Origin of the sequence: Sphingomonas hankookensis (assembly GCF_001619955.1) — a bacterium.
GTDB classification, from domain to species: Bacteria; Pseudomonadota; Alphaproteobacteria; order Sphingomonadales; family Sphingomonadaceae; genus Sphingomonas; species Sphingomonas hankookensis_A.
In genome coordinates, this window is the sequence record NZ_LQQO01000034.1 from 48,279 (window position 1) to 62,412 (window position 14,134).

The following is a 14,134-nucleotide window of genomic DNA, read 5'->3' on the forward strand; positions in this document are numbered from 1 at the left end:
CCCGGATCAAGTCCGGGGTGACGAAGCTATGCCGCCGCCAGCGTCGGCTGCGTCCCCAATCCCGCATCGACCAGATTGCCGACGAACTGGTCGGTGCAATGCGACCAGCAATAGGCGGTGCCGGCACGGGCGCAGGCGTCGCGGTCGGCGGTCAGCGCCTGGGTAACGGCCGCCGCCAGATCGTCGTCGACCGCGCCGATCCGTGCGGAGCCGCCGCCCCGGCCGTCCGTCCCGATGATGTCGAGCGGCCCGGGTACCGGATAGCCCGCGACCGGGGTGCCGCAGGCCAGCGCCTCGATCATCACCAGCCCGAACGTGTCGGTGCGGCTGGGGAAGACCAGCACGTCGGCGGCGCGATAGGCAGCGGCGAGTGCCGCACCCTGCTTCAACCCGACGAACCGGGCGAGCGGATAGCGGCGCTCCAGCTCGGCGCGCGCCGGGCCGTCGCCGACCAGCAGCTTGGTGCCGGGCACGTCGAGCGACAGGAACGCTTCGATATTCTTTTCGACCGCGATCCGCCCGACATGGAGCAGGATCGGGCGCGGCAGGGTGGCGACGTCGAGTTGGCCGCCATCGGGCTTGAACAGCGACAGGTCGACGCCGCGCGACCAGCGCTTCGTATGGGCGATGCCGTGGTCGCGCAGCGACGCGGCGACGCGGGCGGTGGCGGTCATCACCCCGCTGGCCGCCGCATGGAAGCGGCGCAGGAACGGCCAGAACAGCCCGGCGGGCAGGTGCGTGCGCATCGCCAGATAGTCGGCGAAATTGGTGTGGAACGAGGTGGTGAAGCGGAGCCCATGCCGCCGGCACCAGCGCCGTGCCGCCCAGCCGAGCGGTCCTTCGGTCGCGATATGGATCGCGTCGGGCCGGAACGCCGCGATCCGCCGCCCCAGCTCCGGCCCGCAGCCAAAGGCGAGCCGGATTTCGGGATAGCCGGGGCACGGCCGGGTGGCGAAGCCGTCGGGGGTATAGGTCTCGACGATATGCCCGCGCTGTTGCAGGCGGCCGATCGTGGTCTGGAGCGTGCGGACGACGCCGTTGACCTGCGGACTCCACGCGTCGCTGACGATGGCGATCCTCACGCGGTGGCGACCACCCGGCCGGGGACGGGCGCCTTGCCCGACGACTTCGCCAGTTCCTTTTCCCAGGTCTCGGCCCGCCAGTCGATCAGCGACATGGCGCCCGCATGATCCTCGACCAGCGCGGTGCAGCTCTCCACCCAGTCGCCGTCGTTATAGTACATGATATCGCCGATCCGGCGGATCTCGGCGGTGTGGATATGGCCGCAGACCACGCCGTCGACGCCGTGTTCGGCGGCGGCATGGGCGACGGTTTCCTCGAACCGGCCGATGAAGTTGACCGCGTTCTTCACGCGATGCTTGGCATAGGCCGACAGCGACCAATAGGGCAGGCCGAGCTTGCGCCGGGCGAAGTTCCACACGCTGTTGGCCTTCAGCAGCGCGGTGTAGGCATGGTCGCCGAGGAAGGCGAGCCATTTGGCATAGAGCACCACGCCGTCGAACTTGTCGCCGTGCAGCACCAGCAGGCGGCGGCCGTCGGCGGTTTCGTGGATATCCTCCTCGACCATCTCGACCCCGCCGAATTCGAGGCCGGTATAGTCGCGGAATGCCTCGTCATGGTTGCCGGGGATGTAGATGACGCGCGTGCCGCGGCGGGCGAACTTCAGGATCGATCGGATGACGTCGTTATGGCTCGACGGCCAGTACCAGCCGCGACGGATCTGCCAGCCATCGACGATGTCGCCGACCAGGTACAGCGTCTCGCATTCGAACGAATGGAGGAAGTCGACCAGCTGGGTCGCGCTGCATCCGGGCGTACCCAGATGGACGTCGGAGATGAAGACGGTGCGGTAGGACTTTTTGGGGCCTTCCGCCTGATAGCTTTGCGGGTCGTTGATCCAGTCGGGGATCTTGCGCGCCAGCGACTTTACCGGCGGTTGCGTATTCTTTCGATCGGTCCGGGATACAAATGCCGTCGTCATCGTACTTCCCCCACGCCAGTGGACCGGACTTGCGTCCTTGCGATGCCGGCGCAGTAACGTCCCCGCGCGACAATAGTATTGCGCGGGTGTGACGGCCGTTCTCATCAAACTGAAACCTTGCTGACATGCCCGCGCCATTGGGCTGTCATCGAATCCCGTCATCGTAATTGGCCAGACAAGCCGCACGGCGCTGGACAAGGAAATGCACGGATTGGCTCAGGAACTGAACCGCGTCGGCGTGGCGAGCGCCTATGATCGCTGGGCGCCCATCTATGACCTGGTGTTCGGCCCCGTCTTCAAGCGGGGTCGCCGTGCGGCGATCGACGCGGCGGAGACGGTCGGCGGCCGCATCCTCGAGGTGGGGGTCGGCACCGGCATCTCGCTGCCGCATTACCGCGCCGAGAGCCGGATCACCGGCATCGATATCGCCGACCAGATGCTCGACAAGGCGCGCGACCGGGTGCGCCGGCTGAAGCTCAACCATGTCGAGCGGATCGCGATCGGCGATGCCGAGGCGCTGGATTTCGACGACGCGTCGTTCGACGTCGTCGTCGCGCAGTACGTGGTGTCGGCGGTGCCGCATCCCGACCGTGCCCTGAGCGAGTTCCTGCGCGTGGTGCGGCCCGGCGGCATGATCGTGATCGCGACCCGGCTGGGCGCGGAAGCGGGGATGCGCGCCAGGATCGAGCGCGCGCTGATGCCGATCACCAGTCGGCTGGGCTGGCGTACCGATTTCCCCTGGTCGATCTATGGCGACTGGGCGGCCCGCAACCCGCAGGCCGAGCTGGTCGAGCGCCGGCCCCTGCCCCCGCTCGGCCATTTCTCGCTGGTGTGCTTCCGGCGCGCGGCCGCTGCCGGACAGGACAACCACCCGACGCCCGCGCTCGGCGCGACCGCCTGAAAACCCTTATCTTCAAAGGCTTTATCGATGCCCGGATTCAAGGAAGCGTTGCAGGAACAGCGGTGGGACGATCATCGCTATTACCATCACAGCATCATCAACCAGGCGCTGCACTTCGTCAGCGCGACGACGTTCCTGATCGCCTATGTCGTGGTGTGGATCGACCCGGCGGTGGCCAGCCTGCTCGGCTGGCTGGTGGCGATGACCGCGCGGCAATCGGGGCATTTCTTCTTCGAGCCCAAGACCTACGACCATGTGAACCAGGCGACGCACGAGCATAAGGAAGAGATCAAGGTCGGGTATAACCTGTTCCGCAAGGTCGTCTTCATGGGGCTGTGGGCGGCGACGCCGATCCCGCTGCTGCTCGACCCGACCTTTTTCGGGGTGTTCGAACCGCATGTCGGGTTCGTCGGGTTCCTGCGGCATCTGGCGCTGTTGTGGCTGGCGTTCGCGGTGGGCGGGCTGCTGTTCCGGGTGGTGCAGCTGTTCATCCAGCGCGACGTGATGACCGGGCTGGTGTGGGCGACCAAGATCGTGACCGATCCGTTCAACGACTTCATCCTGTACCGGAAAGCGCCGGTGCAACTGTTGAAGGGCGCGCGGATCGATACGGATCTGCAGGAGGCTGCACGGCACTAAGCGCCGGGCAAGGCGCAGCGAACGCTGCGCCGCGCCGCATTAGGCGCCCGGCCGGCGGCGCCAAAAGCGCCGTCCGACGACGACACGGGCTTTGCCCGTGGCGGCCCACTGAAAACAAACGCTTTTCCGGAATAAGTTCACTAAGTTCACACTCGTGACCGGTTTCGCGCATTTGCGAACCGGTCGCATTTCGTTGGGCTGGTCGATCAACCGGGAGAAAGAGCGGCGGCGAGCGTGACAGGGCGCCTCGGTGTAGGAAAGTGCTTTCCAGTACGACCACGCCGGAACGACCATGCTCGTTGCGCTCCTGCAACATTATCCGCGCCCGCCACCTGTTAACGCGCTGGCGCGACCCCATATCGGAAGTGGCCCCGCCATACTGGCTGGACCCGCTACCGGCGCCGGCCAGTCGACCCTTTCCACGTGACCCGGCGGTCCGTTTGCTCGAATGATGACTGGACCGACATGCAGGACGATTGGCGACGGGGCACCCCGACCGCGGTGACGACTTCGCGGGCGATGAACGTGAGCATCGCACGAACCGATGTCGAGTCACTGTGCCGCAAGCATGGCGCATCGATCAGCGCGATCGAGACGCTGCATTCGGGCGGCACGCATGTCGTGCTGAAGAATGGCGACGCCGCCGACACGATGCGCAAGGCGTTCGGCAAGAAGCTGATCGCCGGCACGGTCGTGCGGACGCCGTGGGTCCGCAACGGCTGACCCGGCGAGCGATCCCCCGATGACCCGCGACACCCCCGCCCTCACCCGCGCAGTCGAACTGGCCGCATCGGGGGACTTTTTTTCGGTGAACCAGATCCGGCAGGCGCTGCGTCGCGAGGGCTATGCCACGCTAGCGCAGGACCTGTCAGGCCATCAGGCGAACCGGGCGATCATCGAGGCATTGCACGCGGCGTCCGACGCCCGGCGAGGGTAGGCTGCCGTCTCGATCGCGGTGCCGCCGACTCCGATCCGGCCGTCCCGTGCCTACGCGGGAGGCGGAGCGGGAATACGCCTTAGCCCCGCCCCAGCCGCCGCGCCAAGGTTTCCTTCAGCACCTGTCGCCGCAGCATCTTGTTGGTCGTGCCCGGCGCGGTCCACCACCAGCCGTCCTGCTGCATCGCCTGTGCCGCCTTCACGAAGCGCGCGACGACCTCGGCGAACGCTGCGTCGTCATAGTTCAGGCTGAAGATCAGGCGGCCGGTGCCGACCCAGCTCAGGGCCAGCCCCTCGGCTCGGGCATAATATTGCAGCAGCCAGTTGTAGCGCGAGGGGACGGTGTAGAGGATCGTCCATACCGTCTGCATGCCGGCGGCGCGGACGGGGAGGTCGGCCTCCGCCATCGCTTCGTTGAACCGGGCAAGGCGTGCGTCCCAGCGGGCGTCGACGTCCTCGTACATCGCCTGCACTTGCGGAGAGTCGAGGCGTTCGAGGAACACGTCCATCGCGCCCATGACATAGGGGTGGGCGTTGAAGGTGCCGCGCGCGAAGCAGATGTCGGCGGGCGCTTCGGGGCGGAAGCGCTTCATCAGCTCGGCGCGGCCGCAGACGACGCCGATGGGCAGGCCACCGCCCAGCGTCTTGCCATAGGTCACCATGTCGGGCCGGACGCCGAACGCCTCGGCCATGCCGCACTTTGCGAGGCGGAAGCCCATGAACACCTCGTCGAAGATCAGGACCACGCCGGCCTGCGTGCAGACGTCGCGCAGCTTCACCAGCCAGTCGCGATAGGCGGCGCGGTCGAGCCGGGCCGAGCGGCTGCTGTCGACCAGCGTGCCGTCGGAGGGCGCGCCCTTGTTCGGGTGCATCGCTTGTAGCGGGTTCACCAGCACGCAGGCGATGTCCTTGCGCGTGGCCAGCACGTGGAGCGTGCGGTCGGACATTTCGGACAGGGTCAGCGTGTTGTCGGCAGGCGTCGGGTTGCCGATGCCGGGCTGCACATCGCCCCACCAGCCATGATAGGCCCCGGCGAAACGGACCACGCGACGGCGGCCGGTGTGATAGCGCGCGAGGCGCACCGCCTGCATTACCGCTTCGGTGCCGGACATGTGGAACGAGACCTCGTCCATGCCGCTGATCGCACGCAACCGGTCGACATTGGCGGCGATGACCGGGTGATAGGTGCCCAGCACCGGCCCGAGATCGGCGACGCGGGCGGCCCCTTGCGCAATGCAGTCCTTGTAGAAATCATGGCCGAACAGGTTGACCCCGTACGAGCCGGCAAGGTCGTAGAAGACATTGCCGTCGAGGTCGGTGACGGTCACGCCCGACGACGACTGGTAGAAGGCACCGGTCGCTAGGGTGTCGCGGACTTTCGCGCTGAACTGGAACGGCACGCGGTAGCGGCCGGTGAATTGCAGGTCGGAGAGCCCCTCGCGCAATGCCTTCGTCGCAGCGACCGTCTTGGCGAAGCGGGTCGCGTAGAGCGCGGAAAGGCGTTCGAAGCCGGCGCGGCGCTTCGCAGCGATGTCGGCCGGTGCGTCGTCGGCGGCGAAGAAGCGGGCGTCGTCATAGTCGTAGAAGGCGATCTGGCGCGCGATGCGCTGGCCCCAGCGGACATGGCCGGTGAGCGAGCCATGCTTGGCGCGGCTGAGCCGCAGACGGGCGCGGCCCTTGGTGGCGGCGAGACCGGCGACGCCGGCGGCGAAGGTAGCTGCGAGAGCTGGGGCGAGAGCCATCATGGCTGACGCAAATATGACCCGATAAGGAAATATTGATGACGGCCATGGACCGCACCGCTCCCTCGCCGCTCGCCCGTGCCATCGCGAAGCTGACCGATATCGAATCGCTGAACTATGCCGCGACCAACTGGCTGCCGCGCCGGACGCTGACCCGCGCGATGGGGTGGTTCAGCAAGGTCGAGCAGCCGCTGGTGGCGAAGGCGTCGATCGCGGTGTGGCGGACCTTTTGCGATGTCGACCTGTCCGATGCGGCGGAGACAAGCTGGCGCTCGATGCATGCCTGCTTCATCCGGCGGCTGCGGCCGGGGGCGCGGACCTTCGCGGCGCAGGCGCATCAGGTGGCGTCGCCGTCAGACGGGATCATCGTCGCCAGCGGGCCGATCACCGGCGACAGCATCGTGCAGGCCAAGGGCAAGCGCTATTCGATCGCCGAACTGACCGGGGGCGAGGGGGAGGCGTATCTGGGCGGGAGTTTCGTGACGCTGCGGCTGACCGCCGGCATGTATCACCGGTTTCATGCGCCCCAGGACGGGCGGGTCGAGCGGGTGCGGTACTTTCCCGGCGATTGTTTCAACGTGAACCCGCCGGCGCTGAAGCGGGTCGACGGGCTGTATTGCCGCAACGAACGGGCGACCGTGCGCATGCGGCTGGACGACGGGACGTCGATCCTGCTGGTGCCGGTGGCGGCGATCCTGGTCGCGGCGATCCGGCTGACGTTCCTCGACACGGTGAAGCTGTTGCGCGAGCGGGCCGAGCCGGTCGCCAATGTCGATGTGCCGGTCGTGCAGGGGCAGGAAATGGGGTGGTTCGAACATGGGTCGACCATCGTGCTGCTGACGCCCGCGCCGTTCGTACTGGCGGACGGGGTGCAGACCGGCGACCGGGTGCGCGCGGGGGAAGTGTTGTTCGAGCGAGCGGTGGTCGAGGCGATTTAGGGTCTCCCTCGTCACTCCCGCGAAGGCGGGAGTCCATAACCGCCACCGTTGCGGATCGAGCCGAACCGTCAGCGTCTATGGATTCCCGCCTTCGCGGGAATGACGACAGGGTTGCGCTCAACCCCTGCCCCGCGCCACTCTGTCGGTGATGGAGGGGGACGGGATGAGCGGCATCGTCGATGCGCATCTGCATGTGTGGCGGATCGATGCGCCGTTCCATGGCTGGCCGGCGCCGAGTGATGGCGTGCTGTATCGCAGCTACAACCTGGCCGATGTACGCGCGGCGATGGGCGATGCGCCGGTCGATCGGGTGGTGCTGGTCCAGGCACAGACCGATGATCGCGAGACCGACTGGCTGCTGGAGCTGGCGGAGGGCGATCCGTGGGTGGCGGGGGTGGTCGGCTGGGTCGCGCTGGACAGCCCCGACGCGCCGGCGCGGATCGCGGCGCTGGCGGCACGGCGCAAGCTCGTCGGGCTGCGGCCGATGCTGCAGGCGATCGGCGATACCGACTGGCTGTTGCGGGGCGATGTCGCGCGCGGGGTCGCGGCGATGGTCGAGCATGGGCTGAGGCTGGATGCGCTGGTGCAGCCGCGGCATTTGGGCATGCTGGCGACGTTCGCGGATCGCTGGCCGGGCCTGCCGATCGTGATCGACCATGCCGCCAAGCCGGCGCCGCCGGGGGATGCGGACTGGCGCAAGGGGATGGCGGCGCTGGCGGAGCGGCCTTCGGTATGGTGCAAGCTGTCGGGGTTGCGCACCGAACAGGCGACGGGGGCCGATCCGCTGGCGCTGGCGCCGATGGTCGCGCGGCTGGTGGATTGGTTCGGGGAGCGGTTGCTGTGGGGCAGCGACTGGCCGGTGCTGTCGGCGGCGGGGGATGGGTATGGCGACTGGCTGGCGACGACGCAGGGCTTGACGGCGGGGTTGTCGGACGATGCGCGGGCGCGGTTGATGGGGGGCGCGGCGCGGGAGTTTTACGGGGTTTAGCTTCCGTCGAACCGTATCCCCGCGCAGGCGGGGATCCAGAGTTTCCCATCGCGAACGGCGGCGTTCCTGGCTCTGGACCCCCGCCTGCGCGGGGGTACGACAATTCGGGAGGCACCCGCACCCTTTCAAAACGCCCCCGCCGCCCGCTACAAGCACGCCAACTCGAAGGGGAATTGCCATGGTTCGTTCGCTGGTCGCCGCGTTGCTGGCCTCATGCCTCGCTTGGCCCGCCGTAGCGCAGACCGCGCCGGTCATGCCCGCGCGGACCGTCGCCAGCGATCCGGGGGCGAACGCGCCGGTGCGCTACGACGTGTCGTTCCCGCAAGCCGCGCATCACCGAGCACGGATCGTCGCGACGTGGCGCGGCGTGCCCGCCGGGCCGCTCAGGGTGCAGATGTCGCGGTCGTCGCCGGGGCGCTATGCGATCCACGAATTCGCCAAGAACGTCTATGACGTCAGCGCGACCGATGGCGCCGGACGGCCGCTGAAGCTGATCCGCACCGATCCCTATGGCTGGAGCGTGGCCGGGCATGACGGCACGGTGATCGTCAGCTACACGCTCTATGCCGACCGGGGCGATGGCACCTATGCGCAGATCGATGCGACCCACGCGCATCTGAACATGCCCGCGACCTTTATGTGGGCGACCGGGTACGACGCACAGCCGATCAGCGTGCGCTTCACCAGCCCCGATCCGACATGGAAGGTCGCGACGCAGCTGCCCGGCGGGAGTGCGCCCGGCAGCTATTGGGCGCCGAACCTGCAATATTTCATGGACAGCCCGACCGAATTGTCGAACCACATGGTTCGCGAATGGCAGGAGGCCGGCAAGACATTCCGCCTGGCGCTGCACCATGACGGCACCGCCGCCGATCTCGACCGCTTCACCGAAAAGGCGAAGAAGGTGGTGGCCGAGGAGATCAAGATCTTCGGCGCGCCGGCGAACTATGATTTCGGCACCTATACCTTCATCGCCGATTATCGCCCGTGGGTGACCGGCGACGGGATGGAGCATCGCAACTCGACGATCATCACCGATCAGCGCTCGCTGGCGCAGGCGAACGACGACCAGCTCGGCACGCTGGCGCATGAGTTCTTCCATAGCTGGAATGTCGAGCGGCTGCGCCCGCGCGAACTGGAGCCGTTCGACTTCACCCGCGCCAATCCCACGCCGTCGCTGTGGCTGGCCGAGGGGTTCACCAGCTACTACGGGCCGCTGGCGATCCGCCGCGCCGGGCTGGCGTCGGTCGATGAATGGCTGGGCGAAATGGGCGGGATGGTCAGCGGGGTGGTCAACAACCCGGCGCGCCTGCCCGCGCGGATCAACGCCTCGCCACAGGAGATGAGTCTCCGCGCGCCGTTCGTCGATGCCGCGACCGCGATCGATCCGGTCGAGCCGAACATCTTTTCGTCCTATTACGGCTATGGCGCGGTGATCGGCCTCGCGCTCGACCTGCAGCTGCGCCAGCGCTTTCCGGGCAAGAGCCTCGACGATTATATGCGGCTGTTGTGGGCGACACATGGCGCGCCGGAAAAGCCCTATACGCCTGCCGACCTGCGTGCGGCGCTCACGACGCTGACCGGGGACAAGGCGTTTGCCGACCAGTTTTTCGACCGGACGATCGAGGGCAGCTTCCTGCCCGATTTCGCGCCGCTGCTGGATCAGGCGGGGCTGGTGCTGCGTGCCGCTAACCCAAGCAAGGGCTGGATCGGGCGGACCAATGCCACGCAGGAGAAGGACGGCGTGACTTTGCTGCTGTCGCCGGCGCAGAACACGCCGCTGTTCGCGGCCGGCGCGGATCGCGGCGACGTGATCCTGTCGCTGGGCGGTCAGCCGGTCGGCGATCTGGCCGCGTGGAATGCCGGGGTTGCGGCATTGAAGTCGGGGACGCCCACCGAGCTGCGCTATCGCCAGCGCGGGGTCGAGCGGGTGGCGACGCTGACCCCGGCGGCCGATCCGACGCTGGAGATCGTGCGCGGCGAGACGGTCGGGCGGACGCCGACGCCACAGCAGCGGGCGTTCCGGGCCGGCTGGCTGGGCGCGGAATAGGCGTCGTGCGGCTGTGCGCCGATGTCGGCGGTTCGTTCATCGACATCGCCGCGTTCGACGGTGATGCGCGGATCCTGTGGCGACGCAAGACGGCGACGCCGGTCGGCGACTGGGCGGCGTTCGTCGCGGCCTTCGCCGATGCGGTACAGGCGGTGCCGTGCGATTCGGTGTCGATCGCGACCGCGGGGCTGGTCGATCCGACGAGCGGCAAGGTCACCAGCGCCAACATTCCGTGCATCGACGGGCGGGCATTGGCGCGCGATCTCAGCGCGGCGTTGGCGCAGCCGGTGCGGGTGGTGAACGACGCCGATGCGTTCGTGCTGGCCGAAGCGGCGATGGGCGTGGGCCAAGGGCATGAGCGGGTGTTCGGCATTATCCTGGGCACCGGAGTCGGCGGGGGGCTGGTCGAGCGGGGGCGGATCGTCAGCGGTGCGGGCGGGATCGGCGGCGAATGGGGCCATGGGCAGGTGATTCATGCCAGCCCCGTCGCGGCCAATGCGATGCCGGTGTTCCCCTGCGGTTGCGGGCGGCACGGGTGTCTCGACACGATCGGCAGCGCGCGCGGCCTGGAGCGGCTGCACCGCTTCCTGCATGGCGTGGACGCCGACAGCATCGCGATCACGCGGGGTGCTGAGGCGGGCAATGCAAAGGCATATGCGACGGTCGCGTGGTTTTGCGACCTGATCGGCGGGTCGATCGCGATGCTGCTGCATGCGGTGTCGGCGACGATCGTGCCGGTGGGGGGCGGGCTGGCCAATGCCACCGGTCTGATCGCAGCGCTCGACGCGCGGGTACGGGCGAACTTGCTGACCCCGGTCGCGACGCCGGTGGTGGTGCCGGGGCGGCTGGGCGACGAAGCGGGGTTGATCGGGGCGTTCGTCGCGGGGAAATGATACCGTACCCCCGCGCAGGCGGGGGTCCAGAGCGTCAGATGCTACCGCAGCGTGCCTGGCCCTGGATCCCCGCCTGCGCGGGGATACGGTTTGCCGCGCTCAGCGCCGATAGCCCGGGCGACCGTTGCGGTCGTGCTTGTCGACGCGAACCTTGTAGGCCAGCGCGTCGAAGCGGCGGTCGAGGTCGCGGCGTTCCTGCATCGAAAGGCCGTTCGAGCGGCGATAGCGCTGTTCGAGATTGGCGATCTGGCGGAATTCGGCGCGCAGGTTCACCGCCTCGCGCCGGCTGAGCGAGCCGTTCCGGATACCCTGGTCGATGCGGCGTTCGATCTGCGCCTGGCGCTGGTTGACCGACTGCCACGGCTGGGCGGCGGCGGGCAGCGCGGTCATCAGGGCGCCGAGGCCGGCGAGCATCAGTGCGAACTTCTTCATCCCTTTTCTCCTTTGCGGACCATCAAGGTCGAAGGTGAAAATGGCGAACGGCTGTCGCAGGGGTTTGTCGCAAAGGACGGAAAATTGTGTCGGATTGTCGCGACTTGGCCGGGGTCGTTCAGCTTTCGGGAGACGGAAGGCAAGCCCCCTGCCCCGCCACATACGTCACCCCGGCGCAGGCTGGGGTATCCCGGTTGTCGGCGGGACAGGAGCCGCGAGAGACCCCAGCCTGCGCTGGGGTGACGTTTTGGGGGCGGCTAGGCCGGCAAGCCCTTGGCGCGCAGGATCGGGGTCAGTACCTTCTCCATCGCGGCATAGCCGGCCGGGGTCGGGTGGACGCCGTCATCGGCAAAGCCCGGCCGCATCGCGCCGGCCGGCGTCGCGAGTGCCGGGGTATAGTCGACGAAGGTGATGCGGTTCTTCGCGGCATAGTCCTTCGCCCAGGCGTTGATCGCGCGGATCGGGGCGACGGTGGCGAGGCCCGGCTTCCATGGGAAACCGTCCGCCGGCGGCACGCTGGCGAGCAGCACGCCGATGCCGGCCTGACGTGCGATCATCGCCATCATCGCGAGATTGTCATGCGTCTGCGCCGCCGTCATCGGCCCGGTATTGCCGGCGATGTCGTTGGTGCCGGCCATGATGTGCACATAGCGCGGGCGGTGGGCGACGACATCGGCCATCATGCGCAGCACCATCTGCGGCGTCGTCTGTCCGCTGATCCCGCGCCCGACCCGGCCGGGGCGGAAGAAGGCGGGGCGGCTGCCGCGCCAGCCTTCGGTGATCGAGTCGCCCATGAAGACGATGTCGGTCCTCGCCCCCGATGCGGCGAGCGCAGCATTGTCGGCGGCATAGCGCCCCAGCCACGGCCAGTCGGTCGCGAGCTGGCGCTGGTGCTTCACTTCCCAGCTTTCCTCCTGCGCGGCACAGGCGGCAGCGGGCAGCAACGCGGACGCGGCGGCGAGGCCGAGGAAATGGCGACGATCGGGGGTCATAACGATCCTTGCAGGCGGCAGAGTTCCGGGCGGATGTCGCCGTCGCGCGGGGTGGCGCCGCGGGCGTCGAACAGGATGTTGGCGGGCTTGCCCCGGACGCTGCGCGCCCAGGCCGGACGGCCATCGCCATTGGGATCGCCGGTGGTGGCGAAGGCGACCCAGTAATCCTGCATCCAGACCGGCCCGGCGCGGCGATCGTTGAAGATATAGTCGATCTCGGCCGCATGGGTCGTCGGCCCCGCCCCGCCGTCGCGCGCCATGTCGAACTCGTAGCGCCATACCGGCCAGTTGCGGGTGGCGAGCAGGTTGGCGAGGCTGCCCGCCGGGCAGCGGAAGGTGGCGTCGGTCGCGATCTGCTGGTCGCGGGTGCCAAGGCGCGGATGCGGCAGCGGATCGGGTTCGTCGAGCCGGTAGAAGGTCCGCGCGCCCTCGGCATTGGCGCCGAACGACAGGTCGACGAACCCGTCGCGTGCCGGACGGCCGCCGGGCAGGTCGAGTTCGAGCACGTTGCTGCCGATAATCACCGGACGCTTCGGCGCGGTGACGAACAGCCGGTCGGGCGTGTCGGGCAGGACCGCGCCGTCGATGGTCGTGCGCAGATAGAGATAATCGTCGGCGGTCAGCTTCGCATCGTGCAGCTTCAGGTCGGCCGCCAGCAACGCGGCGGGCGATACGGTGCGAAGACTCGCGCTGCCACGGGTGCCGAGCAGTACGTCCAACTGGTCGCCGATGCGGAACGCTTCCTTGAGCGGACGCCATGGCAGGCCGAAGCCGGGGGTGCCCGACTCCATCGCGGCCTTGGCGAACAGTCCGCGCGCCAGCGGCGAGGCGAGGAGGAGCGACACGTCCTGCGATCCGGCGCTTTCCCCGGCGATGGTGACGTTGTCGGGATCGCCGCCGAACTTGGCGATGTTGTCGCGAACCCAGCGCAGCGCCGCGATCTGGTCCATCAGGCCGTAATTGCCGCTCTTGCCCTCCGCTTCCGCCGCCAGCGCCCGGTGGGGCAGGAAGCCGAAGATGCCGAGCCGGTACTGGATGGCGACGACGACGACCCCGCGCTTGCCGATCGACGACAGCGCCATGTCGCCCGCCGATCCCGCGCGGTTGCTGCCGCCGTGAATCCACACGATCACCGGACGCTTGCCGGTCAGCGCCGGGGTGCCGACGTCGAGCGTCAGGCAGTCCTCGCTGGCGAACACATGGTCGGCGCGGTTCCAGCCATAGTCGTTCTGGAGACAGGCCGGCGCGCGGGCGGTGGTAGTGCGGATGCCGGTCCATTCGACCACCGGCTGCGGTTCGCGCCAGCGGTTGGCGGCCAGCGGCGGCGCGGCGAAGGGGATACCGCGAAAGAGGATGCGGTCGGCCTCGGCCCTGCCCTCGACGATGCCGCCGGAGACCGAGACGCGGGGTGGGGTCGGGGCAGCAGGGGTGGCTTCCTGTGCGGTGGCGGGGGTTGTCGCGGCGAGGAGGAGAGTTGCCCAGATTGCCTTCATCGCCGTGCCCCTGTGTTGCCGTCCGCGTTCGGGTAGCAAATCCTCCCCGGCACGGGGAGGGGGACCGTCGCCGTAGGTGATGGTGGAGGGGGCTCGCCCCGCAACGCAACGGTTCCGTAGGCGGATAC

Annotated in this window: 14 protein-coding genes; 8 read left to right on the forward strand and 6 right to left on the reverse strand. The window is 68.3% G+C overall.

Annotation, left to right across the window (positions count from 1 at the left end; all coding sequences use genetic code 11):
* Window positions 1-26: 26 nt before the first annotated feature.
* Together AVT10_RS12185 and AVT10_RS12190 are read right to left on the reverse strand one after the other, a co-directional pair.
* Window positions 27-1,082: a glycosyltransferase family 4 protein gene (locus tag AVT10_RS12185; protein WP_066691759.1), complete on the reverse strand. Its 1,056-nt coding sequence runs from the start codon at window positions 1,080-1,082 to the stop codon at window positions 27-29.
* Window positions 1,079-2,002 carry a UDP-2,3-diacylglucosamine diphosphatase gene (locus AVT10_RS12190; protein ID WP_084401666.1) on the reverse strand — a complete coding sequence of 308 codons (924 nt, stop codon included), beginning with the start codon at window positions 2,000-2,002 and terminating at the stop codon, window positions 1,079-1,081. The genes AVT10_RS12185 and AVT10_RS12190 overlap by 4 nt, the downstream gene beginning before the upstream one ends.
* Before the next feature lie 202 nt (window positions 2,003-2,204).
* On the opposite strand from AVT10_RS12190, the gene AVT10_RS12195 reads away from it, so the two are divergent.
* The 4 genes from AVT10_RS12195 to AVT10_RS12210 all read left to right on the forward strand — a co-directional run bounded on the left by AVT10_RS12195 (window position 2,205) and on the right by AVT10_RS12210 (window position 4,479).
* A complete protein-coding gene (locus tag AVT10_RS12195; RefSeq protein ID WP_066691762.1) occupies window positions 2,205-2,903 on the forward strand; it encodes a class I SAM-dependent methyltransferase in 699 nt (232 codons plus the stop codon).
* A gap of 27 nt (window positions 2,904-2,930) precedes the next feature.
* Window positions 2,931-3,542, forward strand: a complete 612-nt coding sequence (locus AVT10_RS12200; protein WP_066691765.1) for a hypothetical protein — start codon at window positions 2,931-2,933, stop codon at window positions 3,540-3,542.
* 519 nt (window positions 3,543-4,061) lie between these two features.
* Window positions 4,062-4,265, forward strand: coding sequence for a hypothetical protein (locus tag AVT10_RS12205; RefSeq protein WP_232308014.1), 204 nt, complete (start codon window positions 4,062-4,064; stop codon window positions 4,263-4,265).
* 19 nt (window positions 4,266-4,284) lie between these two features.
* Window positions 4,285-4,479 (forward strand): hypothetical protein, encoded by a 195-nt coding sequence (locus AVT10_RS12210; protein WP_066691771.1) that lies wholly within the window; start codon window positions 4,285-4,287, stop codon window positions 4,477-4,479.
* A 79-nt stretch (window positions 4,480-4,558) separates the two neighbouring features.
* On the opposite strand, the gene AVT10_RS12215 is transcribed toward AVT10_RS12210, so the two are convergent.
* Entirely contained in the window at window positions 4,559-6,223 is a 1,665-nt protein-coding gene (locus AVT10_RS12215; RefSeq protein WP_066691774.1) for an aminotransferase class III-fold pyridoxal phosphate-dependent enzyme, read from the reverse strand.
* Between the two features lie 35 nt (window positions 6,224-6,258).
* On the opposite strand from AVT10_RS12215, the gene asd reads away from it, so the two are divergent.
* The 4 genes from asd (at window position 6,259) to AVT10_RS12235 (ending at window position 11,089) form a co-directional block, all read left to right on the forward strand.
* The gene (gene asd / locus AVT10_RS12220) at window positions 6,259-7,158 is read left to right on the forward strand and encodes an archaetidylserine decarboxylase (RefSeq protein WP_232308015.1); all 900 of its coding nucleotides are present in this window, start codon (window positions 6,259-6,261) and stop codon (window positions 7,156-7,158) included.
* 163 nt (window positions 7,159-7,321) lie between these two features.
* The gene (locus AVT10_RS12225) at window positions 7,322-8,146 is read left to right on the forward strand and encodes an amidohydrolase family protein (RefSeq protein ID WP_066692747.1); all 825 of its coding nucleotides are present in this window, start codon (window positions 7,322-7,324) and stop codon (window positions 8,144-8,146) included.
* A 178-nt stretch (window positions 8,147-8,324) separates the two neighbouring features.
* Complete coding sequence (locus AVT10_RS12230; protein ID WP_084401668.1) at window positions 8,325-10,196, forward strand: M61 family metallopeptidase; 1,872 nt, start codon at window positions 8,325-8,327, stop codon at window positions 10,194-10,196.
* A 5-nt stretch (window positions 10,197-10,201) separates the two neighbouring features.
* Entirely contained in the window at window positions 10,202-11,089 is an 888-nt protein-coding gene (locus tag AVT10_RS12235) for an ROK family protein (RefSeq protein WP_066691779.1), read from the forward strand.
* A 99-nt stretch (window positions 11,090-11,188) separates the two neighbouring features.
* Here the strand turns inward: AVT10_RS12235 and AVT10_RS12240 are convergent, their stop codons facing one another.
* From AVT10_RS12240 to AVT10_RS12250, 3 genes are all read right to left on the reverse strand, one after another.
* Complete coding sequence (locus AVT10_RS12240; protein WP_066691782.1) at window positions 11,189-11,521, reverse strand: hypothetical protein; 333 nt, start codon at window positions 11,519-11,521, stop codon at window positions 11,189-11,191.
* 257 nt (window positions 11,522-11,778) lie between these two features.
* A complete protein-coding gene (locus AVT10_RS12245; RefSeq protein ID WP_066691785.1) occupies window positions 11,779-12,513 on the reverse strand; it encodes a GDSL-type esterase/lipase family protein in 735 nt (244 codons plus the stop codon).
* Window positions 12,510-14,006, reverse strand: coding sequence for a carboxylesterase/lipase family protein (locus tag AVT10_RS12250; protein ID WP_066691788.1), 1,497 nt, complete (start codon window positions 14,004-14,006; stop codon window positions 12,510-12,512). Before AVT10_RS12250 ends, AVT10_RS12245 begins: the two co-directional genes overlap by 4 nt.
* Window positions 14,007-14,134 lie beyond the last annotated feature (128 nt).

Bases quoted from the DNA above. Each gene is read 5' to 3' on its own strand.
- AVT10_RS12190 (WP_084401666.1), bottom strand. From the start codon at position 2,002: ATGACGACGGCATTTGTATCCCGGACCGATCGAAAGAATACGCAACCG.
- AVT10_RS12195 (WP_066691762.1), top strand. From the start codon at position 2,205: ATGCACGGATTGGCTCAGGAACTGAACCGCGTCGGCGTGGCGAGCGCC.
- AVT10_RS12200 (WP_066691765.1), top strand. From the start codon at position 2,931: ATGCCCGGATTCAAGGAAGCGTTGCAGGAACAGCGGTGGGACGATCAT.
- AVT10_RS12205 (WP_232308014.1), top strand. From the start codon at position 4,062: ATGAACGTGAGCATCGCACGAACCGATGTCGAGTCACTGTGCCGCAAG.
- AVT10_RS12210 (WP_066691771.1), top strand. From the start codon at position 4,285: ATGACCCGCGACACCCCCGCCCTCACCCGCGCAGTCGAACTGGCCGCA.
- AVT10_RS12215 (WP_066691774.1), bottom strand. From the start codon at position 6,223: ATGATGGCTCTCGCCCCAGCTCTCGCAGCTACCTTCGCCGCCGGCGTC.
- asd (WP_232308015.1), top strand. From the start codon at position 6,259: ATGACGGCCATGGACCGCACCGCTCCCTCGCCGCTCGCCCGTGCCATC.
- AVT10_RS12225 (WP_066692747.1), top strand. From the start codon at position 7,322: ATGAGCGGCATCGTCGATGCGCATCTGCATGTGTGGCGGATCGATGCG.
- AVT10_RS12230 (WP_084401668.1), top strand. From the start codon at position 8,325: ATGGTTCGTTCGCTGGTCGCCGCGTTGCTGGCCTCATGCCTCGCTTGG.
- AVT10_RS12240 (WP_066691782.1), bottom strand. From the start codon at position 11,521: ATGAAGAAGTTCGCACTGATGCTCGCCGGCCTCGGCGCCCTGATGACC.
- AVT10_RS12245 (WP_066691785.1), bottom strand. From the start codon at position 12,513: ATGACCCCCGATCGTCGCCATTTCCTCGGCCTCGCCGCCGCGTCCGCG.
- AVT10_RS12250 (WP_066691788.1), bottom strand. From the start codon at position 14,006: ATGAAGGCAATCTGGGCAACTCTCCTCCTCGCCGCGACAACCCCCGCC.